The sequence below is a fragment of the Myxococcus sp. MISCRS1 genome (genome assembly GCF_026626605.1).
Classification (GTDB): Bacteria; Myxococcota; Myxococcia; order Myxococcales; family Myxococcaceae; genus Myxococcus; species Myxococcus fulvus.
The window spans coordinates 10,190,372-10,215,157 of record NZ_JAPNKB010000001.1; the positions used below are offsets into that span (position 1 = coordinate 10,190,372).

The 24,786-nt window shown below is 70.0% G+C and carries 13 protein-coding genes and 2 tRNA genes; 10 read left to right on the top strand and 5 right to left on the bottom strand.

All coding sequences use genetic code 11. From position 1 onward, the window contains the following. Positions 1–64 precede the first annotated feature (64 nt). From murJ to OWM54_RS40715, 6 genes are all read left to right on the top strand, one after another. Positions 65–1,765 carry a murein biosynthesis integral membrane protein MurJ gene (murJ, locus tag OWM54_RS40690; RefSeq protein WP_267700805.1) on the top strand — a complete coding sequence of 567 codons (1,701 nt, stop codon included), beginning with the start codon at positions 65–67 and terminating at the stop codon, positions 1,763–1,765. Positions 1,766–2,002: 237 nt separating this feature from the next. Next, positions 2,003–3,997, top strand: coding sequence for a S1 RNA-binding domain-containing protein (locus tag OWM54_RS40695; RefSeq protein ID WP_267700806.1), 1,995 nt, complete (start codon positions 2,003–2,005; stop codon positions 3,995–3,997). 103 nt (positions 3,998–4,100) lie between these two features. After that, positions 4,101–4,174 (top strand) — tRNA-Met (locus OWM54_RS40700). A 68-nt stretch (positions 4,175–4,242) separates the two neighbouring features. Further along, positions 4,243–4,316: transfer RNA gene (locus OWM54_RS40705), tRNA-Met, on the top strand. Between the two features lie 496 nt (positions 4,317–4,812). Next, positions 4,813–9,885, top strand: coding sequence for a myxosortase-dependent M36 family metallopeptidase (locus OWM54_RS40710; RefSeq protein WP_267700807.1), 5,073 nt, complete (start codon positions 4,813–4,815; stop codon positions 9,883–9,885). A gap of 262 nt (positions 9,886–10,147) precedes the next feature. Further along, a complete protein-coding gene (locus tag OWM54_RS40715) occupies positions 10,148–12,547 on the top strand; it encodes a cation:proton antiporter (protein ID WP_420715365.1) in 2,400 nt (799 codons plus the stop codon). A gap of 13 nt (positions 12,548–12,560) precedes the next feature. On the opposite strand, the gene OWM54_RS40725 is transcribed toward OWM54_RS40715, so the two are convergent. Beyond that, on the bottom strand, positions 12,561–13,619 hold the full coding sequence (locus tag OWM54_RS40725) for a patatin-like phospholipase family protein (RefSeq protein ID WP_267700808.1): 1,059 nt from the start codon (positions 13,617–13,619) through the stop codon (positions 12,561–12,563). A 108-nt stretch (positions 13,620–13,727) separates the two neighbouring features. Between OWM54_RS40725 and OWM54_RS40730 the strand changes: the two genes are divergently transcribed. Further along, positions 13,728–15,383: an amidase gene (locus OWM54_RS40730; protein ID WP_141323123.1), complete on the top strand. Its 1,656-nt coding sequence runs from the start codon at positions 13,728–13,730 to the stop codon at positions 15,381–15,383. A 16-nt stretch (positions 15,384–15,399) separates the two neighbouring features. On the opposite strand, the gene OWM54_RS40735 is transcribed toward OWM54_RS40730, so the two are convergent. The 3 genes from OWM54_RS40735 to OWM54_RS40745 all read right to left on the bottom strand — a co-directional run bounded on the left by OWM54_RS40735 (position 15,400) and on the right by OWM54_RS40745 (position 19,129). Next, a complete protein-coding gene (locus OWM54_RS40735) occupies positions 15,400–15,771 on the bottom strand; it encodes a DUF1330 domain-containing protein (protein WP_141323122.1) in 372 nt (123 codons plus the stop codon). A gap of 207 nt (positions 15,772–15,978) precedes the next feature. Further along, positions 15,979–18,267, bottom strand: a complete 2,289-nt coding sequence (locus tag OWM54_RS40740) for a zinc-dependent metalloprotease (RefSeq protein WP_267700810.1) — start codon at positions 18,265–18,267, stop codon at positions 15,979–15,981. Positions 18,268–18,424: 157 nt separating this feature from the next. Continuing rightward, positions 18,425–19,129: a 2OG-Fe(II) oxygenase gene (locus OWM54_RS40745; protein WP_267700811.1), complete on the bottom strand. Its 705-nt coding sequence runs from the start codon at positions 19,127–19,129 to the stop codon at positions 18,425–18,427. 184 nt (positions 19,130–19,313) lie between these two features. Here OWM54_RS40745 and OWM54_RS40750 point away from each other — a divergent pair, with 184 nt between their 5' ends. Then, positions 19,314–20,300: a methyltransferase gene (locus OWM54_RS40750; RefSeq protein ID WP_420715393.1), complete on the top strand. Its 987-nt coding sequence runs from the start codon at positions 19,314–19,316 to the stop codon at positions 20,298–20,300. Positions 20,301–20,324: 24 nt separating this feature from the next. Here OWM54_RS40750 and OWM54_RS40755 read toward each other — a convergent pair whose 3' ends face one another. Beyond that, positions 20,325–21,413 (bottom strand): DNA topoisomerase IB, encoded by a 1,089-nt coding sequence (locus OWM54_RS40755; RefSeq protein WP_267700812.1) that lies wholly within the window; start codon positions 21,411–21,413, stop codon positions 20,325–20,327. Positions 21,414–21,594: 181 nt separating this feature from the next. Between OWM54_RS40755 and OWM54_RS40760 the strand changes: the two genes are divergently transcribed. After that, the gene (locus tag OWM54_RS40760; RefSeq protein WP_267700813.1) at positions 21,595–22,416 is read left to right on the top strand and encodes a hypothetical protein; all 822 of its coding nucleotides are present in this window, start codon (positions 21,595–21,597) and stop codon (positions 22,414–22,416) included. A 129-nt stretch (positions 22,417–22,545) separates the two neighbouring features. Further along, the gene (locus OWM54_RS40765) at positions 22,546–24,708 is read left to right on the top strand and encodes a hypothetical protein (RefSeq protein WP_141323116.1); all 2,163 of its coding nucleotides are present in this window, start codon (positions 22,546–22,548) and stop codon (positions 24,706–24,708) included. The last annotated feature ends 78 nt before the right edge of the window (positions 24,709–24,786 follow it).

The following is a 24,786-nucleotide window of genomic DNA, read 5'->3' on the forward strand; positions in this document are numbered from 1 at the left end:
AGAAACAGGGGCCATGGGTTTCCCGCTTCATGCCACTTGACGTCACGCATAGAGTCCCCGGCCCGTGACCGCCTCCGCGCCCGAGCCTTCCCCGACTCCTCCCGCCTCGTCAGGTCGGACCGAACGCTCGGGGGGCAGGGGCGCGATGCTCGTGGCCACGGGCATCCTCGCCTCGCGCCTGATGGGCCTGGTGCGCGAGCGCGTCTTCGCCCACTACCTGGGCAACGCGGAGGCGGCCGCCGTCTTCAAGGCGGCGCTGCGCATCCCCAACTTCCTGCAGAACCTCTTCGGTGAGGGAGTCCTCTCCGGCTCCTTCATCCCCGTGTACGCCCAGCTGCTGGGCCGCAAGGACACGGAGCAGGCGGACCGGGTGGCGGGCGCGGTCTTCGGCCTGTTGTCCCTGGCGACGGCGCTGCTGGTGTGCGCGGGCATGCTGTTCACGCCCGTGTTCGTGGACCTCATCGCTCCGGGCTTCGAGGGCCACGCGCGAGAGCTGGCCATCCGCGTGGTGCGCATCCTCTTCCCCGGCACGGGCTTCCTGGTGCTGAGCGCCTGGTGCCTGGGCATCCTCAACAGCCACCGACGCTTCCTGCTGTCGTACCTGGCGCCCGTCGTCTGGAACGGGGCCATCATCGCCACGCTGCTCGTCGTGGGCGGCCGCTACGAAGAGGACCGGCTGGTGGAGCTGCTGGCCTACGGCGTGGTGGCCGGCGGCTTCCTCCAGTTCGCGGTGCAGGTGCCCCGCACGCTCCAGCTGCTGGGGAGGTTCCGCCCGTCGCTCTCCACGGCGACGGAGCCGGTGCGGCAGGTGCTCCGCAGCTTCGGCCCGGTGGTGCTGGGGCGCGGCGTGGTGCAGTTCAGCGCCTGGGTGGACACCGCCTTCGCCACGCTCATCTCCGAGCGCGCCATGTCGTCCCTTGTGTACGCGCAGACCATCTACCTCATCCCGGTGAGCCTCTTCGGCATGGCGGTGTCCGCGGCGGAGCTGCCGGAGATGGCCCGCGCGGCGGACGGCGCCGGGTCGGAGGAGGTCGCCGCGAAGCTGCGTCAGCGCATCGACGGAGGGGCGCGGCGAATCGCCTTCTGGGTGGTGCCCTCCGCGGCGGCCTTCCTGTTCCTGGGCGACATGGTGGCCGCGGCGCTCCTGCAGACGGGCCGCTTCGACGCGGCAGACTCGCGCTACCTCTGGTACCTGCTCATGGGCGCCGCCGTGGGGCTGGTGGCCTCCACCGTGGGCCGGCTGTACGCCTCCGCCTTCTACGCCTTGAAGGACCCCAAGACGCCCCTGCGCTTCGCCATCGTCCGCGTCGCGGTGGGCTCGGTGGGCGCCTGGGTCCTGGGCCTGCATCTGCCCGGGTGGCTGGGACTGCCCTCGGAATTGGGCGCGCTGGGGCTCACGCTCGCCAGCGGGCTCGTGGCCTGGCTCGAGTCGTATCTCCTGCGCCGCAAGCTGACCCGGCAGTTGGGGCCCGTGGGTGTTCCCCCGGGGCTCCTGCCCCGGCTGTGGGGCGCGGCCGTCATCGCGGGCCTCTTGGCCCTGGGCGTGAAGCTGGGGCTCGCGGCCGTGCTGGGCCCCATGCCGGGAGTGCAGGCGGAGTGGGGCGGGGCCTTCCTCGCGCCTCCCAGGCTGCACCCCGTCCTGGGCTTCCTGGCCGTCGCCATCCCCATGGGAGGCATCTATTTCGCGGTGGCCGCCGCGCTGGGTGTCCCCGAGGCCGGCGCGGTGTTCCGCAAGGTCTCCGGACGGCTGCGCCGGGCGCGCTAAGTGCTCGCCGATGCTCGGCTCCTCACGGAGCGGGCAGGGGGTGGTTGGAGCAGCAAGGAGGGGGTGGGCGGGATGGGCTGGCGGGGGGCCTCCGTTGAGGTCCTTGCGGTGGTGTGGGCCGCGTGCCTGTCTTCGGGGCTTCCTCCGGACAGGGCGCGCGTGTAGAGTGCGCCGCCTTTTTCATGGGCCCGGCTTCACGGGAAGTCTGGCTGACTTCGTCTCAGGAAGGTCTCGGCAGTGAGCGACGAGAAGAACGGTTCCAATGCGGGCGGTCCGGGTGGGATGGGCGGCCCCAAGAAGCCGAAGGCCACCTTCGGTGACGTGATGCTCGGCATCCCTTCGGGCGGCAGCGGCCGTGGCGAGGGTCCTCGCGGCGGCGGCGAGCGCGGCGGTCCCGGTCAGGGCCGTGACGCGCGTCCGCGCTCCGAGGGAGGGGCTCCGCGCGACGAGCGCCGTCCTCCTCGTGGCCAGGGCGGTCAGGAGCGGGGTGGAGGCGAGCGCCGCGGTGGCGGCGAGCGCCGTCCGTCCGGCCCCATGGTCGTCGTGAAGCGCGCGTCGGGCGCCATCGAGACGCGAGGCCCGGTGGGGGAGAACCCCGCCGAGGCGACCGCGACCGCCGAGGCGACCACCGCGGAGGCCGAGGCCTCCGGCGCGCCGACGACGACCTCCGCGCCGCGCCCTGTGACGCCGACGCCGGCGCCTTCCTCCGCGCTGTACGAGGAGGTCCCCGAGTCCGAGTCCTTCGCCGAGATGTTCGAGGCGCAGGCCAAGGAGGGTGGAGCGCCGGGCCGCCGGGGCGTGCGCCTGGGCGAGAAGGTCAAGGGCACCATCTTCCAGCTCGGCGCGGACACCGCGTTCGTGTCGCTGGAGGGCGCGTCCAAGAGCGAGGCGATGATCGAGCTGCGCGAGCTCAAGGACGACGAGGGCATCCTGCGCTACGGCGTGGGTGACAGCCTGGACGCGCACGTCATCGAGGTGGGCGCCAAGGGCATCGTGCTGAGCCGCGCGCTGGCCAAGGGCAGCGCGTCCATGGCGATGCTGGCCGAGGCCCGCGCGTCGGGCATGCCCGTCGAGGGCATGGTGCTGAGCGTGAACAAGGGCGGCGTGGAGGTCGCCATCGGCGACGTGCGCGCGTTCTGCCCCATCAGCCAGCTGGACCTGCGCTACGTCGAGAAGCCGGACCAGTTCATCGGCGAGAAGCTCAAGTTCCGCGTCACCGAGGTCCGGGACCGCAACGTGGTGCTCTCGCGCCGCTCGCTGCTCGAGGACGAGCAGCGCCAGCTGGCCGCGGAGACGCGCAAGAACCTGGGCGACGGCAAGGTCGTCAAGGGCAAGGTCACCGGCGTCCGGGACTTCGGCGTGTTCGTGGACCTGGGCGGCGTGGAGGGGATGATCCCCGTCTCCGAGCTCTCGTACACGCGCGTGGGTCACCCCAGCGACGTGGTGAAGGTCGGTGACGACGTGGAGGTGGAGATCCTGCGCATGGAGGCCGCGCAGCCCAACTCCCCCGACAAGAGCAAGCAGAAGGAGCGCATCACGCTGTCCATGCGCTCGCGGCAGGAGGACCCGTTCAAGAAGGCCATCTCCGAGCTCAAGGAGGGGGACCGTCTGCAGGGCAAGGTCGTCCGGCTCCAGCAGTTCGGCGCCTTCGTGGAGCTGCGTCCGGGCGTGGATGGCCTGGTGCACATCTCCGCGCTGAGCGACCGCCGCATCGCGCACCCGCGCGACGTGGTGAAGGAAGGCGAGACCATCTGGGTCGCCGTCGAGAAGATCGACGAGAAGGACAAGCGCATCGGCCTGCGCCGCATCTCCGAGGAGGAGGCGCAGCGTCCCCCCGAGGAGCGTCCGGCCGCCTCGGCGGAGAAGGCCGCGCCCGCGGCTCCCGCGGCGCCCCGTCCCAAGGTGGGCCAGGTCGTCGTCGGCAAGGTGGACCGCATCGAGCCGTACGGCGTCTTCCTCGTGTTCGCCGGTGGCAAGGGCCTGCTCCCCGCGAGCGAGACGGGCACCGAGCGCGGCACGGATCTGCGCAAGCACTACGCGCTGGGCCAGGAGGTGAAGGTGGCCATCCTGGACATCGACGCGTCCGGGAAGATCCGCCTGTCCGTCACCGCCGCCGTCCGCGCGGAGGAGCGCGCCGAGGTGGAGGCCTGGCAGAAGACGCAGCAGCCGCAGGGCGCGGGCAAGAAGGGCTTCGGCACGATGGCCGACCTCTTCAGCAAGCTGCGCAAGTGAGTCACACCGCGCGCTCGAGCACGTGTTGGATGCGTGCTCGGGTTCGCTCGAAATAGATGTTGCAGTCCCCGGCGAGGGGCGGTACTACCTCCCTCGCCGCTGACGCGGGGTGGAGCAGCCTGGTAGCTCGTCGGGCTCATAACCCGAAGGTCGCAGGTTCAAATCCTGCCCCCGCAATTCAGGAAGCCAGAGGTCCGGTGAATCAAAGCCGGACCTCTGGTGTTCAAAGGCAGACATCAACATGACGCGGGGTGGAGCAGCCTGGTAGCTCGTCGGGCTCATAACCCGAAGGTCGCAGGTTCAAATCCTGCCCCCGCAATGATGTTTCAAGAGACCCCATCCTCCCGCTCCGGAGGATGGGGTTTCGCTTTTCAGGCGTCCTGCTCCGCGAGTTCCGCGTGCCGTTGCCCAGGCTCGCGTCGAGCTTTCGCCAGAGGGGCTCCGAGTCCCGCCTGTCTCCGCCGCGACACTTTGTCCGCCGTGCGGGTCATCACTGACTTGACTCTGGAGAAACTGGGTAGGTCCGTCCTCACTGGAATGTGTGCCAGGGACATTACAACCCTCTGTTCTTGCTGGAGAAATTTTGCGCTGGGTCTCCCGTGCCCATGAAAATCTCCCGCGAGCGTAGAAAAAACGGCTTTGTCGCCTTTCAACCTACATCAGTAAAGGTACTAATCTCTTCAACAGGTGACAATTTGTCACCTGGGGGCCTTCCCGAAGAGATCCGTGTACCCGGTGAGCTGTCCGGGGCGCGCAATACCCGTCTCTTCGGGGTGGCTTCCTACCCCCGCGCTTTCCCAAGGGAGCACCCCCACGTGAGAAGGTTGGTTGCCAAGCTGTCCGGCCTGGCGCTGGTACTTTCGGGTACCGGTTCCTTCGCTCGGACGCTGCCGAACTACGACGCATACCTGGAAGCCAAGCCCGCGGAGCCCAAGTCCGCGAAGCTCAAGTCCGCGGCTGGTGACACGAGTGCGCGTGTCTCGCTGCCCGCGGCAGGCTCGAGTGCTCCTCGCTTCATCTGGGCCCGGACCACGGACGCGCAGAAGGCGCAGCGTGCGAAGCTCGCGAAGATGTCGCCCGAGGCCGCGGCGCTCTCGCAGCTGAAGGACTACGCCTCCGACTTCGGCCTCCGCTCCTTCGAGGAGGCCGGCGCGCGCGTCACCTCCGTGAAGCTGCTCGGCAACGCCCGGCTCGTCACGCTGACGCAGGAGTTCGGCGGCGTCGAGGTGTTCCGCAACAACGTGACGGTGCTGCTCGACAAGGGCAACTCCGTGGTGGGCCTGTCCGGTGCGCTGTCCGAGCACGTGTCCACCAGCGCCGTCCCCGAGCGCCTGGCGTTCAAGGGGAGCGCGAGCGCCGCCATCGCCGCCGCGTACCAGGACGTCACCGGCACGCGCCTGGACGCGAGCCTGCTGGCGCAGGTCAAGAGCGCGCGGCCTGGAGACCGGTACACGCACTTCTCGCTCGCGACCTACGCGCGTCCCCTCGAGGAGGGGCTGCGCGTCCCGGCCCGGGCCCGGCCAGTCTACTACCCGTTCGAGGACAGGCTCGTCCCCGCGTACTACGTGGAGGTGCAGAGCGGACGCGAGGACAGCCTCGAGTGGGATGCGTACTCGTACGTCATCTCCGCGGTGGATGGGCAGGTCCTCATGCGCAAGAACATGCGCGAGGAGGCCGCCTTCAGCTACCGCGCGTTCGCGGACACCACGCCTCCGTACACGCCGCATGACGGCCCCGCGGGCACCAACGCGAGCCCGCACCCGGACGGCGCGCCCACCGGCTTCCGCCCGGCCTTCGTGCCCCCCGCGCTCATCACGCTGCAGAACGCGCCCTTCAGCCGGAACGACCCGTGGCTGCCCGCGGACGCGACGGTGACCACGGGCAACAACGTGGACGCCTACGCGGACCTGGTGGCGCCTCCGCGCTTCTCCGCCGGAGATTTGCGGCCCACCGTCACCGCGCCGGGCGTGTTCGACCGGACGATGCAGTTCGACATGCGGCCCAACATCAACGACGAGCAGATCGCGGCCGCGACCACCAGCCTGTTCTTCGTGAACAACTGGCTGCACGACTGGTACTACGACTCCGGCTTCGACGAGGCGTCGGGCAACGCGCAGACCGACAACTTCGGTCGCGGTGGCATCGGCGGTGACCCGGTCCTCGCGGAGGCGCAGGACTACAGCGGCACCAACAACGCCAACATGTCGACGCCGGCGGACGGTGCCTCGCCCGTCATGCAGATGTACGTCTTCAACGCGGAGCGCATCGCGACGTTGACGGTGACGGCACCAGCCGAGGTCGCGGGCAGTGTCCCCGTGGGCATCGCGATGGACATGGGGCCGCAGGGCTTCGACCTGACGCGGCCCGCTGTCAACGCGCTGGACGCGGCGGGTCCCGGCTCGACGGACCGTGATGGCTGCAGCCCCCTCACCAACGCCGCGGAGGTGGCGGGGAACATCGCCATCATCGACCGAGGCGGCCCCCCTGAGTGCTCCTTCGTCGTGAAGGTGCAGAACGCGGAGGCGGCTGGCGCCGCGGCCGTCATCATCGCCAACAACGTGGCGGGCGCGGTCGCGAACCTCGGTGGCTCCTCGAGGACCATCGGCATTCCCGTGGTGCTCATCACCCTGCCGGATGCGACCCGCATCCGCAACGCGCCGGGCCTGACGCTGCACCTCAACCGCACCGCGACGTACCGGCCGGATGGCACCGTCGACAACTTCATCGTGGCCCACGAGTGGGGTCACTACATCAGCAACCGCCTCGTCCAGAACGCCGCCGGCCTCACCAACAACCAGGGCCGCGCGATGGGCGAGGGCTGGGCGGACTTCCACGGCCTGCTGATGATGACGCGTCCGGAGGACATCCAGGTCGAGTCCAATGCCAACTGGATGGGCGCCTACGGCCCGGGCGAGTTCGCCACGCGCGCCATCTCCCTGGACAGCGCCTTCTACGGCATCCGCCGGGTGGCTTACTCGTCGGACATGGCGAAGAACGCGCTGACGTTCCGCCACATCATGAACGGGGTGCCGCTGCCCACCACCGCGCCCATCTCTCCGAGCGCCAGCGTCAACTCGCAGGTCCACAACTCGGGTGAGATCTGGGCCACCATGCTCTGGGAGGCGTACACGTCCCTGCTGCGGGTCCACCCGTTCGAGGAGGCCCAGGCGCGCATGAAGCGCTACCTGGTCACCGGCTACATGCTGACGCCGGCCGCGCCCACCTACAACGAGGCGCGCAACGCCCTCATCGCCGCCGCCGAGGCGAATGATCCCGAGGATGCGCAGCGCTTCTGGGTGGCCTTCGCCAAGCGCGGCATGGGCCCGGGCGCCATCTCCCCGCCGCGCGGTTCCACCACGCATGCGGGCGTCGTCGAGAGCTTCAAGGTTGGCGCCTCGCTCGAGTTCGTGGCGCTCACGCTCGCGGACGACTCTCCGACGGGCTCGTGTGATCGCGACGGCGTGCTCGACAACGGCGAGACGGGCCGCCTGGTCCTGACCGTCATCAACAATGGCTCGGTGCCGGCGAACGCGAGCACCGCCACGGTCATCTCCCCGACGCGGGGCATCACCCTCGGCAACAATGGTGTCGTCGCCATCCCCGCGCTGGGCTCCTTCGAGCAGGCGACGGTGTCCGTGCCGGTGACGCTGACGGACGCGGCGCCCAGCACGGTCGCGGAGTTCACCGTCGCGCTCCGGGATCCCGACAGCGCGAACCCCGGAGACGTGGTCGCCTCGATGGCCGCCACGACGAACTACAACGAGGCGCCGGCGACCAGCACCACGGAGACGGTCCAGTCCAACATCCTCCTGCTGCCATGGGAGATGGAGTCCGCCGAGGGTGGTGGCATCACCGAGCAGTACTTCTCCTTCACCACCTTGGACACGCGTGGCCTGAACCGCGCGTTCCTCGGGCAGGCCGCGGGTCGACCCACGGACTTCTGGCTCAAGACGCCGGAGCTGAACGTGGCGGAGACGGGGGACCTCATCGTCCGGTTCGACCATGCCTACCAGTTCGAGACGGGCACCAACCCCACCGTCTATTACGACGGCGCCGTCATCGAGCTGACCCAGGATGGCGGGCAGTCATGGGTGGACGTCGGCACTCCGCTCTATGGCGGCACGCTGAACACGGCCGCGGGCATCATCAACAACCTGCAGGGCCGTCAGGCCATCGTCGGCACGAGCGCGGGCTTCCCGAACCTGGTGGCCGCCACGCTGAACCTGGGCACCACGTACGCGGGCAAGACGGTGCAGCTGCGCTTCCGCATCGGCACGGACAACGCGACGGGCACGACGGGTTGGGCCATCGACAACATCGCCTTCACGGGCATCACCAACACCCCGTTCACCAGCCTGGTGGCGGACACGGGCGTCTGCTTCAACCGTCCCCCCGTCACCAACGCGGGCCCTGACCTCACGGTGGACGAGCGCACGCTCGTCACGGTGGCGGGCAGCGGCACGGACGCCGACGGCGATTCGCTCACGTTCCAGTGGACGCGCGTGTCCGGCGCGGCGGTGGCGCTGTCCGGCGCGACCACGCCGACGGTCACCTTCACGGCGCCCGAAGTGGCCGTCGACTCGAACATCGTCCTGCGGCTGACCGTCAGCGACGGCACCCTGACGACCTCCGACAACGTCACGGTGCGCGTGCGCAACGTCAACCGCGCTCCCACGGTGAACGCGGGCGCGGATGGATCCGCCGACGAGCGCAGCACCGTCACCCTGTCCGGCGCCGCGACGGACGCGGACAACGACCCCCTGACGTACCTCTGGACCCAGGTGTCCGGTACGCCCGTGGCCATCGCGAACTACACGACGCCGACGGCGACCTTCGTCGCGCCCGAGGTGACGGGGGACGAGACGCTGTCCTTCCGCCTCACGGTGTCCGACGGCAAGACGAGCGTGAACGACACGGTGAACGTGGTCATCCACCCCGCGAACCGCGCGCCGGTGGTGACGGCGACGTCCGTGACGGTGAACGAGCGCAGCACGGCCACGCTCACGGCCGTGGCCTCGGACGCCGACGGCGACACGCTGACGTACGCCTGGACGCAGCTGACCGGTACGCCGGTGACGCTGGACAACGCCAACACGGCGACGGCCACGTTCGCCACGGGTGAGGTGGCCGCCAACGCCGTCCTCACCTTCCGCGTGACGGTGTCCGACGGGACGGCCAGCGCCACCCAGGACGTGTCGGTGGACGTGCTGAACGTCAACCGCGCGCCGACGGTGAACGCGGGTCTGGATGGCACCGTGGCCGCGCGCGCCACGGCCACGCTGAGCGGCTCGGCGACGGACGAGGACGGTGACACGCTCTCGTACACGTGGGTGCAGACGGCGGGTACGGCGGTGGCGCTGTCCAATGCCACCTCCGCCGTGGCGACGTTCACGGCGCCGGACCTGTCGGCCGCCGAGACGCTGACGTTCCGCCTGACGGTGAGCGATGGCAGCGTCATCGCCAGCGACACGGTGGACGTGCAGGTCACCCCGTCGCCGATTCCGAACCAGGACCCGGTGGCGAAGGCCCGCATCATCGTCAACGGTTCCCAGACGTCGCTGACGCTCGACGGCTCGGAGTCCAGCGATCCCGATGGTGATGCCCTGACGTACAAGTGGGAGCAGACGGGTGGGCCGAGCGTCACGCTCAACGAGTCCACCCGCGCGGTGCTCAGCGTGGACGTGCCGGACCTGGACGGCGAGAGCGCTACCTTCAGCTTCAAGCTGACGGTGAAGGACCCCAGCGGCGCCTCGCACAGCGTCACCGTGCAGGCGACGGCCAGGCCGGACGAGGGCGGGGGTTGCTCCTCCACGGGCGCGGGTGCTCCGGCGGGCATGATGGCCCTGGCGCTCCTCAGCCTGCTGCACCGTCGTCGCCGCGTGAGCTGAGCCGGACGCTGCCTCTCTTCGGAGAGGCGGCACCCTCCGGGGCCGGGTGCCTGACAGGCCCGGACCCGGAGTCGCTCGAGACAGTCTGAAGCAGTCCGACGGCCGGCATCCTCGCGCGAGGGTGTCGGCCGTTGAGCTTTCGCGCGGCAGCGGGCGCTGACTGGTGCACGAATGCTCCCGTGGGGCATGAAGCCCGGACGCGGGCCCGGAGCAGGCTGGAGGCACACGGCGGGCCCATCGCGGGGCCTGCGTGTCGCGCCCCATGCCCCAGCTCGCCACCGCTACCGCGCCGTTCCTGCAGGAAATCGTGGTGCTGATTCTCGCAGGCGCGCTCATGGCCTATGTCGGCCATCGCTTCCGGCTGGTGCCCATCGTCGGCTTCCTGCTCGCCGGCGCGCTGATTGGTCCCAACGCGCTGAAGCTGGTGAAGGACCTGGAGCTGGTGAACTCGGCCGCGGAGCTGGGCGTCATCCTGCTCCTGTTCAGCATCGGCCTGGAGTTCAGCCTGGAGAAGCTGGTGCGCCTCCAGAAGCTCCTGTTCGGCGGCGGCGGGCTCCAGGTGGGCCTTTCGTCCGTGGGGATGATGGGCCTGCTGATGCTGTTCGGCGTGGCGTGGCGGCCCGCGCTCTTCACGGGCTTCCTGGTGGCGCTGTCCTCCACCGCCATCGTCCTCAAGCTGCTGGGAGATAGGGGCGAGACGTCCTCGGACGTGGGGCAGGTGTCGCTGGGGCTGCTCATCTTCCAGGACCTGGCCGTGGTGATGATGGTGCTGCTGGTGCCCGTGCTGGCGGGGAAGGGCGATACGCCACTCCACTTCCTGGGGGCCTTCGGCAAGGCACTGGGCATCATCGTCGCGGTGCTCGTGGTGGCGCGCAGGTTGATGCCCAGGCTCCTCGAGGTGGTGGCGCGCACGTGCTCACCGGAGCTGTTCCTGCTCACCGTCATCGCCGTGTGCTTCGGCACCGCGTACCTCACCAGCCTCGCGGGTGTGAGCGTGTCGCTGGGCGCCTTCCTGGCGGGGCTGGTGGTCAGCGAGAGCCGCTTCAGCGAGCACGCCTTCGGCGAAATCCTCCCGCTGCAGATCCTCTTCAGCGCCACGTTCTTCGTCTCCGTCGGCATGCTGCTCGACGTGGGCTTCCTCGTGGAGCACCTGCCGGAGGTGCTCCTGGCCATCATCGCGGTGCTCCTGGTGAAGGTCCTCACCACGGGCATCGCGGTGCTGGCGCTCGGCTACCGCATGCCGGTGGCGGTGGAGAGCGCGCTGCTGCTGGCCCAGGTGGGCGAGTTCTCCTTCGTGCTGGAGCGCAGCGGTCGTCGGCTGGGCCTGTTCCCCGCGGGGCTGGAGGAGGGCTCGCAGGCGTTCATCGCGGCCACCGTGATGTTGATGGTGCTCACGCCGCTGCTGTCACGGCTGGGCGGCTGGGCCCAGGGGCGGCTCACCCGCAAGGTCCATCGCGCGGTGGCGCAGGCGGGCCCCACCACGGACGAGGCGGAGGCGCTCGCGGCCGAGTCCTTCGCCCGCTACGAGAACCACGTCATCGTCGCGGGCTACGGAGATGGGGCACGCAGGCTCGCGCGCGTGCTGCGCGGCTCGGGCATTCCCTTCCTCGTCTCCACGCTGAGTCCCCCGGGCGCGAACGAGGCGGAGGCCGAGGGGATGGCGGTGCTCCGCGGCGACTACGCCCGACAGCGCACGCTGCGCGTCGCGGGGGTGCAGCGCGCCAAGCTCCTGCTCGTCGTGGATGACGACGCGGCCATGGCCCACCGTGTGGTCGCTGTCGCGCGGATGGAGAACCCGACGCTGCGACTCGTCGCCCGCGTGCGCGCCGTGGCGGACGTGGAGCCGCTGCGCGAGGCCGGCGCGGACATCGTGGTCTGCGAGGAGCTGGAGAGCCTGGTGGCCGTGCTCTCCTCGGTGCTCGAGGACTACCGCCAATCCCCCGAGGACATCGAGGGCCACGAGGACTCCGTGCGTCGCTCCGGCTACGCGGCGCTGCGCATGTCCGGCGCGCTGGAGAAGCCGCTGCTCGTCTGTGCGCTGGAGAAGGACTGTCTCGGCTCCCGCCGCGTGTCGGTGCGCCCGGGCGCGCCCCTCGTGGGGCTCTCGGTCGCGGCGCTCATCGAGCGCGCGGGCGGCGCCCTTGGAGTCCTGGAGCTGCGACGAGACGACGTGCCGCTGACCTCCGTCACGCCCCACACCCTCTTCGAGGCCGGTGACGAGCTGGTGCTCAAGGGCGCCGCGGACGCCTTCGAGCGTTGCGCCGAGCTGTTCCGCACCCCCGCGCCCGAGGGGCTCGAGCTGGAGCCCGTGCCCGCCGCGCCTCGCACGTCGGCGGAGCTCATCGACACGCAGGCGACCCTCGAGTTCCTGCCGAAGCCGGGCACAGGGCCTTGTGGCCACCTCGATCGGCTGCGACCCGTGCGACCGAGGACCCGCGGGTGCGAGGAGTGCCTGAAGCTCCACGACACCTGGGTGCACCTGCGGCTGTGCATGACGTGCGGCCACGTGGGGTGCTGCGACGACTCGAAGAACAAGCACGCGACGCGGCACTTCCACGAGTCGGACCACCCCATCATCCGCTCCCTGGAGCCGGGCGAGCGCTGGGGCTGGTGCTACGTGGACAAGGTCCAGCTCGACAGCGAGCCGCCCGCGCGCACGTAGCACCGCTGTCGCTTCAGAGCGGCCGCACGTGCTCGGCGAGTCGGCCCGTGGTCATCAACTCCTGGAGCTCGTCGCCCATGCGATCGCTCTCGGCGACCACCTGGTTCCAGGCGCGGATGCGCGCGGTGTCGCTCATGCGCTCGAAGTCGGTGCGGTCCGGAATCCGTCCTCCGGGCAGGCGCGCCACCAGCTCCGGGGAAGGGGAGATGAGCAGGGCCCTGCGGAAGTTCAGCGGCTTCGCCCGTCGCCAGCGCAGCGCCTTGTCGAACCAGCCCGGCACCACGTACGGATAGAAGTGCGGATAGAGCACCAGGCCCTCGCCCGCGCCGAAGTCCAGGTCCAGGTGGTAGTCGATGACGCCGCCGTCCCGGTATACGCCCGTATGCGCCCCGGGGATGCGCACGCCGCTGAGCACCAGCGGGATGGAGCCCGACGCGATGAGCGCCGGCTTCAGGTTCTCCTTCGTCAACGGCAGGTGGACCGAGGGCAGGTCCTTCTGTCCCACGAAGGGGCTGGTGTCGCCCGCCGTGTCGAAGATGACGCGCTGCAGATGCAGGCTCAGGCTCCGGCGGCTCACCACGTTGCCCATGGCGCACAGCGCCAGCCCGAGCAGCTGCACGCGTGGATGCTCCACGCCCAGCGGTCCCTTGCACAGCGCGGTGACCACGTGCAGCCGGGCCCACGGGTGGCGGAGGATCTCCTCCACGCCGTCATCGCCCAGGAGCGCGTCGAGGATCCGCTCGCTCGTCTCGCTCACCAGGGCGGGGGAGGGCTTGGGCGGATAGCGCTGGTCGATGTACGCCGCCTCGAAACGATGCAGCGCGGCGACCGGGTCCTTCTGCGCCAGACACGCCAGCCGCCAGCTGCCGATGGAGCTGCCAATCAGGTGCAGCGGACGGGTGCGCCCCTGGAAGAGCCCACCGAAGAGCGCCCGGTCCAGCCCCGCGAGCACCAGCCACTTGGGACCTCCGGAGGCCCCAGGAACGACGTCCACGTCGTCACCACGCAGGCCCCGCGCGCGCAGGAGCCGCAGTGCGTCGGGGCCGGCCAGAAGCGTCAGGTTCGATGCCATGTCGACCCGGTACGCTAACAGGGCGACGCGGCGTGCGCGGGACTTCCTCCAATCGTCCCACCCGGGTTGCGGCCGTTGATGCACCACTGCTGTAGTGCGCGCGACGCCATGAAAAAGCTCCCGCCCTCCGAATGGAATCTGAGTCGTCGCGCCTTCCTCGGTGGCACGGCCGCGGCCACCGCGCTGGCCACGCTCGACGCCTCGGCGAGCCCCGACGCGACGAAGTCCCTGCCCGCGCCGTTCGAGCTGGAAGAGGCCACCGTCGCCGACCTCCAGGCCGGCATGCGGGAAGGGAAGTACACCGCGCACGGCCTCACCCAGCGCTACCTGTCGCGCATCGCCGCCCTGGACCGCTCGGGCCCGCTGCCGCTGTCGTCCGTCATCGAGGTGAACCCGGACGCGCTCGCCATCGCGCAGGCCCTGGATGAAGAGCGCAAGAGCAAGGGCGCGCGCGGACCGCTCCACGGCATCCCCGTGCTGCTCAAGGACAACATCGCCACGACGGACCGGATGCAGACGTCGGCGGGCTCGCTCGCGCTCGTCGGCGCGGTGCCTCCTCGCGAGGCCTTCCTCGTCACGAAGCTCCGCGCGGCCGGCGCCGTCATCCTCGGCAAGACGAACCTCAGCGAGTGGGCCAACTTCCGCTCCACGCGCTCGGCCAGCGGCTGGAGCGGACGGGGCGGGCAGTGCCGCAATCCCTATGCGTTGGACAGGACGCCGTCGGGCTCCAGCTCCGGCTCGGGCGCGGCCACCTCGGCCAACTTCTGCGCCGTGTCCGTGGGCACGGAGACGGATGGCTCCATCGTGTCCCCGTCCTCGGCGTGCTCACTGGTGGGCCTCAAGCCGACGGTGGGGCTCATCAGCCGCGCGGGCATCATCCCCATCTCCCAGAGCCAGGACACCGCGGGGCCCATGACGCGCACCGTGGCGGATGCCGCCGCGCTGCTCACGGTGCTCGCGGGCATCGACCCCGCGGACGCGGCGACCGCGCGCAGTGAGGGCCACACCGGGCTCGACTACACGAAGTTCCTCGACGCCGACGGGCTCAAGGGCGCGCGCATCGGCGTCCCGCGCGAGCACTACTACGGCTACCACGCCGCCACGGACGCGCTCGCGGAGCAGGCCCTGGAGGTCATGCGCTCCAAGGGCGCCATCATCATCGACCCGGCGCCCATCCCCAACGTCGAGAAACTCCAGGAGCACGAGTTCGAGGTGATGCTGTACGAGTTCAAGGCCGGCACGGAGGCCTGGCTCGCGAGCCTGGGCGACCAGACGAAGCTGCGCACGCTCGCGGACCTCATCCGCTACAACGAGGAGCACTCGGACCGGGAGCTGCCGTACTTCGGCCAGGAGCTGTTCCGTCAGGCCCAGGCGCGCGGGCCGCTCACCGACGCGAAGTACCGCAAGGCGCTGGCCGCGTGCCGCAAGCTGTCGCGTGAGCAGGGGCTGGACGCGGTGATGCGCAAGCACCGCCTGGACGCGCTCGTCGCCCCCACCGAGGCGCCTCCCAGCCTCATCGACCTGGTGAACGGAGACCACTGGCTGGGCAGCAGCTCCACGCCCGCCGCAGTCTCCGGCTACGCCACCCTCACCGTGCCCGCGGGCTACGTGCGCGGGCTGCCCGTGGGGCTGTCCTTCATCGGTCAGGCCTGGAGCGAGCCCACGCTGCTCAAGCTCGCCTACGCCTACGAGCAGGCCACCCGCCACCGACGTCCGCCCGGCTTCCTGCCCACCGCCGAGCTGCGGCTGCTCGCCGGGCGCTGAGTCGGCGCTACACCGCTCAGGGCGACGCGGCCCACGGCAGCGTCGCCTGCATCACCGCCTCGTGCAGCGCGGCGGTGCGCAGGTGGTTGAAGCGCTGGTACTCCGGGTCGCTCACCATCTGCAGGAAGGCGGCGCGGCTCGGATAGCGCACCAGCATCACCGCGTCCCACGTCTGGCCCGGCTCGGCCACCAGCGGGGTGGAGCAGTCGCCCGCGTACAGCGGCTGCGCGCCCGCCTTCAGCATGAAGGGCATCACGGCGTTCGCGTACTCGGCGAACGAGGCGCGGCCACCCTCCTTGAACTTCACCAGGTTCATCATCACCAGGGGACCGCCGGGGTCTTCCTGGAGAAATCGCTCGATGTCGTTGCCCTGCGGATCGACAGCCACGGTGATGCCTCCTCGCTCCTGTGAATCAATCCGCCCCCCATCGAGACGGCGGGCCATTGTCTCCCAGACGCGCAGTGTGGTGCACCTGGCGCGCCGGCGACTCGGGCCTTTCAAACACTGGGGCCCCCGCCACCCACGACGAGCACGTCGCGAGCGGCGGAGGCCCCGGTCGGAAGCCCGGCGCACCAGGCCCCGGGCTTCACGGCATCAGCGGTAGTACGGCGACAGCGCGGCCTGGATGCGCGCCAGCAGGTCCTCGGCCTGGATGAGCTCGGTGCCGCTGAGCGTCCCCAGCTGGGCCTGGACCGCGTCGCGGCCCTGGCGCAGGGCCACGTAGGCCGGCAGGCTCTGCATGTTCTTCAGGATGTCCACCATGGCGCGGCGGGACTGGAAGCCGCGCACGCCGTCCACGTTGATGAGGATGCCGTGGATGTCCGCGAGCACCTGCGGCGTGATGGCGCTGTCCTCGCCGGGCGTGGCCGTGAAGCTGCCGCGCGCCGCGAGCGGGTCCAGGTACAGGCGGGACAGCACGCGACGGGCGAGGTCATCGGCCACCGCGCCGTAGCCCGGGCCCGCGTCCGGCGGAACCGCGAGCGGAGGACGCACGGCCGCGATGGCGACGTCGTACGCGTACGTCTGGTCGACCTCCACGCCCGAGCGCGCCCACTGCAGCGTCGCGTTCAGGTAGTAGTCGAACGAGCCCGCGAGCAGCGGGAAGGGGAGGACTTCGTACAGCAGCAGCTCCTGCACCAGCGCGTACGTGGAGCCGTAGAAGGCGCCCAGCGGGTCGGAGTAGCGGTCATACGGGTTGCAGTACGGCTCGAGCTCCGTGTCCTCGTCCGTGCAGAACAGCTCCGTGGGCTCGTCCGGCGACAAATCGTACAGGTAGCGGACGGCCTGCACGTCGTAGGACTGCGGCGTGTCCACGAAGATGGCGTCGGGATCGTACACGTACTCCATCACCGAGTTGGAGCGCGGGCTGTTGGGCGCGCCGGTGTACACGAGCGAGCCGGCGAAGTTGTGGCGCAGGCCCAGCGTGTGGCCCACCTCGTGGAGGATGACGTGCGTCAGGTACGCCTCCACCTTCTCCTTCTTCGTGCGCTGCGTCTCCGCCGCGGGCCCCGGCAGCTTCTTGTGCTTCGCCAGCGCGTCGTCGCGCATGGGGGGCAGGGGCATGGCGCACAGGTGGTCCTTGTCGAAGCCGCCCCACGACATGCGCACCGGCTTGCGCGCGTTCTTCAGCTTCGCCGCGACGGCGGCCTGCGCGTCGTCGCCGAACTCACCGTCGGCCAGCTCCAGCCACAGCGCGTTGACGTAGACGGTGGCGCCGCGAATCTCGCTGGTGTTGGGGTTGAGGCGCCAGTCGGCGAAGGCGAAGCCCGCGGACGCGTCCGGGTCGAAGATGATGACGTTCTTGTCGTCGTCCGCGAAGCCCGACGTCGCGCCCACGGAGGCCTCGAACACCTTGAAGCCGAACGCCTGGTTCCAGCCCTCGACGCCCCGCTTCACCGCCGCCACCACGTCGTAGTTGGCGAAGCGCGGGTCGGCCTGCACCTTGTTCACCGTGTCGGTGATGATCCACTTGATGGGCTTCATGCCCGGGCGGATGTTCCACTTCGCCGCCGTCTGGGTGACGTAGCCCGTGTTGGGGAGGATGCGCGGCTCACCGCGGAAGTAGTGCTCCAGCCACGGCAGCTCCGTGGGGGTGTAGCCCTGGCCCTCCTTGTACTGGCGCAGGGCGATTCCCAGCGTGCCGGAGGTGCGGAACAGGTTGTCCTCCAGGAAGTCCGGCGCGGACGGGTCCGGCACGTCCGCGTAGCCGGTGAACACCTGCTCGAACGTGACGCCGTCGGAGATCTTCCGGAAGCGCTGCGCGAAGCTCAGCTCCGTCTGGAAGCGCACGCCGGTCGCGCCGTAGGCCTCGCCCATCACCCCGTAGCGGTTGAGCCCCGCCGTCGGGTCCACCAGGATGTAGCTGTTGGAGCCGCGCAGGACGTTGAAGGCGCCGTAGTCGTTGACGATGGGCCACGCCTCGATGAGCACCTCCGGGTCGAACACGTCGCTCATCGTCTTGCGGTCATCCGCGTCGAAGACGAACAGCTTCCCGTTCTGCTCCTTGAAGCTCACCACGCGCGTGCCCAGCGAGGACGCCGCGCCGTAGTACACCGCGCCGGGGTGCAGCTGCTTGAGGTACGCCGACATGAACCAGCGCTGCCCCAGCTCGCTCTTGCGGATGGCCAGGTAGAAGCTCTCGCCGGAGTTGGACACGGAGCCGTCCAGTCGCTGGACGACCCGGCCCTGCTCCTCGGCGCTCACCTTGCGCGGAACGGCGACGAACGCGTCATCCAGCTCCACCTGCAATGACTCGGCGGGTGCTTCAGGGGTCGGGGGTTGAGGCTCGTTCGCGTCGGATGCGGGACCGCAGCCAACGCCCAGGGCCAAGATGGTGGTGACGGCGCCGAACAGGCCGCGCCGCAGCGGGGAATTCCACCTCATTGTTGCCTCCATGGGGTTTCGCTACTTCGCTTCGCGGCTTCCCCCTTGCTCCAGGAGATGCCGCAAAGAGTCATCCGCGCAGCCTGCCTGGAAGTTGCTCCTCACATTGATTTCTTGGTTTCGCGCAATCCGGTGACACCAGCAGTACGGATGCGGGTCAGCCGTCGGTGCGCTCGCGCTGCGAGTCCAGGTAGGCCGCGAAGCCCGCCTTGGACTGGATGCGGAAGGGCGGCAGGCGCGCGAGGGCCTCGGGCGCGAAGACGTACTGCTCGCACACGAGGCTGGCGCGCTGGGTGTCGTCGCTTGCGCCGATGAAGGGCTGCACCTCGTGCTGGAGGTGTCCCTGGAAGTGCACCAGCAGTCCCGGGCGCGGCCGCACCTCACCCAGCGGGCGGTTGTCCTCGAGCAGCCGCAGCGCGCCGCCTCGCGCGCCCGGAGGCACCTGGAGGTAGAGCACGCTGACGTGGCGGGGCGTGGCGTCCGGCACGCCGCTGGGCCCCTGGAGCGTGGCGTCGATGTGCCGGCCCACGCCCATGCCCGCGTCGAGCAGCAGGAGGTTCAGATAGAAGGCGTTCGGCTCGGCTCGGGGCTGTCGTCCGCTGAACAGTCGCTCGCGCCACGGCAGCAGGCCCCGCGCGCTCCCCGGCTCCAGCACGCGCGCCAGGAAGGGCGTGAGGAAGGGGAAGCGCGCCTCAAGCGTGGGGCGGCCCTCCCGGGTGAAGATGAGGGCGAAGCCCCGGCTGCCCTGGAACGTCCCCATCAACGGGCTGCGCGCCACGAAGCGCGAGCCGAGCAGGGCGTCCCGGAGGGCCTCCAGCTCACCGGGAGGCAGGGCTTGACGGTGGGTGATGTAGGCGCTCAAGACGAGAAATAACGGAGTTTCAGGGGGAGCGGATCAATTGGCTTTTACTGCCTACCTTTTAGGTTCCAGAATTGCGGGGCCGTCCCTCCCCCCCGCGCAAGGTCCCCCCTGCATGAGCCAGCAACCTCGTTCCGTCAACAGTGCTCCCTCCGCTGCTCCCAGCTCTCCGCCGGCCGCGGCGGTGATGACCCAGATGGTCTACGGATTCTGGATTTCTCGCAGCCTGCAAATCATGGCGGAGCTCGGCATCGCCGACATCATCGGTGACGTGCCCAAGACGGCGGAGGAGCTCGCGCAGGCGAGCGGCACGTATGCCCCCGCGCTGCGCCGCATGCTCCGGCTGCTCAGCGGGCTGGGCGTGCTCATCAAGGACGAACAGACACAGGCCTTCGGGCTGACGGAGCTGGGGGAGATGCTGCGCAAGGACAGCCCCGGCTCGGTGTACGGCTCGCTGCGGGCGCATGGCCACCTGCTGTCGTGGTCGGCCTGGGGTGACCTGGTGTCGTCGCTGAAGACGGGGCAGCCGTCCGTCGAGAAGTTCATGGGGGACAGCTTCTTCGGCTACCTGTCGAGTCATCCGGAGGACGCGGCCATCTTCAACGGCAGCATGGCCGCGTACCAGAGCCTCAACGCGCCGGCGGTGGTGGGCGCGTACGACTTCTCGCAGGTCCGCTCGGTGGTGGACGTGGGCGGCGGCACGGGCACGCTCCTGGGCCACATCCTCCAGTCGCACCCGCACCTGAAGGGCGCGCTGTTCGAGCTGCCGCACGTGAAGGCGGAGGCGACGGCGCGGCTGAACGGGATGGGGCTGGGCAACCGCTGCCAGGTGCTGGAGGGCGACTTCTTCGCCAAGATTCCGGCGGGCCACGACGTCTACATCCTGTCGCAGATCCTCCACGACTGGGACGACGAGCGCAGCCTGAAGATCCTCACCAACATGCGCGAGGCGATGGGCCCGCAGTCCAAGCTGCTCATCGTGGAGACGGTGCTGCCGGGCGACAACGTGCCGCACTTCGGCAACCTCTACGACATGGCCATGCTGGTGCTGGTGGGCGGCCGCGAGCGCACGGGCCCGGAGTACTCCGCGCTGGTGGAGAAGGCGGGCCTGCGCGTGCACCGCGTGCTGCCCACGTACATGCCGCCGAGCGTGGTGGAGGTCGTCCCGGCCTAGGCGCGGGAGGGGCCCCGGCCCGGCTCACGCGTCGGGCCGGCGCCGGGGCGTGTCGAGCAGTTGCAAGAGCGCCTTCTCCGAGCAGTGCAGCCGGTCTCCGCGCGACGACGTCAGCTCGTCCACGGAGTCGAAGTAGCGGTCCACCACCTGGCCCCGCTCGAACAGGGCCAGCACGGACGGGTAGATGTACGAGGAGCGCGCGACGGCGGGCGTGTTGCCCAGGTGCTCGGCGACCTCCTTCACCGCGGCCACCATGCTCTTCTTGAGCGCGGGGCCCTTCGCCTGCTTCGCGCGGGCCCGGGCCCGGGCCAGGGCGCACGCGCAGATGAGGGTGCCCGCCCAGGTGCGGAAGTCCTTGGCGCTGTAGTCCTCGCCCATGACCTCCTGGATGTACGCGTTGATGTGGCGCCGGCGGACGTCCACCACCAGCCCGTCATCCAGCACGAACTTGAACACGTCCCGCCCGGGCACCTTCAGGAGCTTGCGCACGAGCGTGGCGACGCGCCGGTCGGTGAGCTGGCGGTGCTGCTGCTTGCCGCTCTTGCCCGGGAAGTCGAACGACACCGTGTCCCCGGACACGCGCACGTGGTTCCTCCTCAGGGTGGCGATGCCGAAGCTCGCGTTGTCCTCCGCGTAGCGCTGGCTGCCCGGGCGGATGAAGCACGTGCCCAGGATGCGCAGGGTGGCGGCCAGCACCTTGTCGCGCCCCAGCCCCTGGCGCCGCAGGTCCGCGTTCACGCGCCTGCGCATGCGCGGCAGGGCCCGGGCGAAGCCGACGATGCGCCGGAACTTCGCCTCGTCCGCCTTCCTCCGGTACGCGGCGTGGTAGCGGTACTGCCAGCGGCCCGCGGCGTCGCGGCCCACGGCCTGGAGGCTCGCGGTGGGGGAGGGGGAGATGAACACGTCGCGCCACGCGGGCGGCAGTCGCAAGGCCTCGATGCGCTCCTTCGTCCTCGCGTCCACGCGCCTTCCGCTCGCGTCCACGTAGCGGAAGCCCCGGGCTGGTGAGCCCACGCGGCGCAGGCCCTCTTGCTGGAGCCGCTCCAGCCGCGTGAGACCCCGGCTCCGGGCGGGGGCTCGAGGCGGGCGGGCAGTGGCGGCGGTGGCTTGCATTTCGCGGCTTCCGGGTGGAGGTGGACCCCGGGAACCCTTGGGTCCCGGCCCTCTGGAGGTGCCAATCCCGAGCGCGCGCGGCAACGAAGGTCGCCTCTGCTTTCCCGCCCGTGGAGCAGGCAGGAAAACGACCCCCCCGGTTTTCGCAGGGAATGCCCGTGGATTAGAGTCCGGAGCGCTGATGACGCCCTTCTTCGACGCCATCCTCGCGTTCCCCACCGCCCTCTTCACCACCGCCATGGGCGTGGTGCTGACCTATTGGCTGTTCGTCATCGTGGGCGCGGTGGGGATCGACCTGCTGGACGGCGGGCACGTCGACTTCGAGTCGGGCGGCAAGGCGCTGGGCGCGGCCATCGAGGGTGGCGGCAAGGCGCTGGCGGGCTCGCTGGAGGGCGGGGCGAAGGCGGCGGGCGAGGCGCTCCAGGGCGGCAAGGCGCTCGCGGGGCATGACCACGACGCGCACGTGGACGGGGGCATCCTCTCCACGCTGGGCTTCGCGGGGATTCCGCTCACGGTGTCCGTGAGCCTGGTGTCGTTCTTCTCGTGGTTCCTGTCGCTGCTGGCCACGCCGCCGGCGCACGCGCTGCTCGGCGGGGCGCTGCCCTCGTGGCTCATCAACTCCACGCTGGGCATCCTGTGCTTCATCGCGGGCCTGGTCATCTCCGGCTTCGCGGTGCGGCCGCTGCGGCCCGTGTTCGTGGCGCACAAGGCGCCGGGGCGTGACTCGCTGCTCGGCCGGGTGTGCACCATCTCCAGCGGCAGCGTCACGGACAGGAACGGCCACGCCACGTTCGAGGACGGCGGCGCGGGCATCATCTTGAATGTCATCTGCGCCAAGGCGAACGGCCTGAAGCGCGGAGACCCGGCCCTGGTGCTCGCGTACGATGCCGAGCTCGACGCGTACGAGGTGGAGCCGGTGGACTGGTTGTTGCCGGAGGAGATGGACCAGCTTCGCGACCCGGTGCGGGCCGCGGCGCTGGCGCGCTCCCGGGCGCGCGCATGACTTGAGTCGAGGCACGGGTCCGCTTCAGAGGGGGGCGGGCCGTGAATGGATTCGACGCCAGGGGGCTTTCGCGGGGGATCCCTGGCGCCTGATACAAGGCCCGCCGTCAATACTTCACAGGAAAAGGCCATGGATCCCATCACGCTGGTAGCCGCCGTCGGCGGAGGTGTCATCCTCCTGACCGGCATCATTCTCACCATCGTCCGTCTCTACCGGCAGGTGGACCAGGGCAAGGTGCTCATCGTCAACACGCTCAAGAGCGAGCCGCTGGTGACCTTCTCCGGCGCGGTGGTGTTCCCCATCATCAACCGGGCGGAGGTGATGGACATCTCCCTGAAGACGGTGGAGATCGACCGCCGCGGCAAGGAGGGCCTCATCTGCCAGGACAACATCCGGGCGGACATCAAGGTCACCTTCTTCGTGCGCGTGAACAAGACGCGCGAGGACGTGCTCAAGGTCGCCCAGTCCATCGGCTGCGTGCGCGCGAGCGATCAGGAGACGCTGGAGAAGCTCTTCGAGGCGAAGTTCTCCGAGGCCCTCAAGACGGTGGGCAAGAACTTCAACTTCGTGGACCTCTACACCAAGCGCGCCGAAATCAAGGACAACGTGGTGGAGGTCATCGGCCGCGACCTCAACGGCTACATGCTGGAGGACTGCGCCATCGACTACCTGGAGCAGACCCCGGTGGAGATGTTGGACAAGGACAACATCCTGGACGCCGAGGGCATCCGGAAGATCACCAAGCTCACCACCGAGCAGAACATCGTCACCAACGAGCTCAAGCAGACCGAGCGCCAGGCGGTGACCAAGCGCAACGTCGAGGCCGACCAGAGCATCTTCGAGCTGGAGCGTCAGCGCGAGGAGGCGGCCGCCAAGCAGAAGCGCGCGATTGAGTCCGTGCAGGCCGAGGAGTCCGCGGAGGCCGAGCGCGTCAAGCAGGAGCAGTACTCCAAGGCGCAGCTGGCGCGCATCAAGGCCGAGCAGGAGATCCTCGTCCAGGAGCAGAACAAGACGCGCGACATCGAGGTGGCCCAGAAGCACCGCGAGCGCGAGGTGAGCGTGGAGGCGGAGAACGTGGAGCGCGCCCGCTCGCTGGCGGCCATCGGCCGGGAGCGTGAGACGGAGCTGGAGCGCATCGCCAAGGAGCGCGCGCTGGAGGAGCAGAAGAAGGACATCGCGGACGTGGTGCGCGCGCGCATCGCCGTGGAGAAGACGGTGGCGCAGGAGGAGGAGCGCATCAAGGACCTGCGCGTGGAGTCGGACGCGCTGCGCAAGAAGCAGGCGCTCATCATCACCGCCGAGGGCCAGGCGCAGGAGAAGACCGTCAAGGACGTGAACGCCGCCAAGGCCAACAGCGAGATGGCGGTGTACATGGCGAAGGAGAAGCTCACCCTGGCCGAGGCGGACCTGGAGGCCGCGGACAAGACGGCCAAGGCGAAGACGCGCCTGGCCGAGGGCATCCAGGCGGAGGCCGCCGCGACGGGCCTGGCCGGCATCCGCGTGAAGGAGGCGGACGCCGCGGCCACGGAGAAGCTGGGCATGGCGCAGGTGCGCGTGCAGGAGGCCGAGGCGGGCGTCATCGAGAAGCAGGGCCACGCCCAGGCGCAGGCGGTGCGCGAGAAGCTCCTGGCGGAGGCCGCGGGTGAGCAGGAGAAGGGCCTGGCCCGGGCGCGCGTGCAGGAGGCGGAAGCCGTCGCCATCCAGAAGCGCGGCGAGGCGGAGGCCATCGCGACGAAGGAGAAGCAGCTGGCGGAGGCCGCGGCCATCCAGGAGAAGCTGCTCGCCGAGGCCCGGGGCCTGGCGGAGAAGGCGGCGTCCATGAAGCTGATGGACGGCGTGGGGCGCGAGCACGAGGAGTTCCGCCTGCGGCTCGGAAAGGAGCGCGACGTGGAGCTGGAGAACATCCGCGTGCGCAAGGACATCGCGCAGGCGCAGGCGGAGGTGCTGGCCAAGGCGTTCGCCAACTCGAAGTTCAACATCGTCGGCGGCGACGGCGAGTTCTTCGAGCGCTTCGTCAAGGCAGTGTCCTTCGGCACGGCGGTGGACGGCGCGCTGGACCACAGCGAGTCGCTGAAGAAGGCGCTGGGCGGGTACGTCAACGGCGAGAAGGACCTGCCGGCGGACCTCAAGGAGATCCTCTCCAAGCCGGGCCTGAGCAACGACGCGCAGAACCTGGCCGTGGCCGCGCTGCTGCACCGCATGACGCCGAGCGCGACGGACGCGACGGCGGCGAGCCTGAAGGCCCTGCTGGGCTCCGACGGCAAGGCCGCCTCCGCCGACAAGCAGGGCTGAGGCCATCAGCAGGGGGCCGCCATCGCCGCGCGAGCCGTGCGGTGGCGGCCATGACGTCACGACGACTCCGCCCCGGGC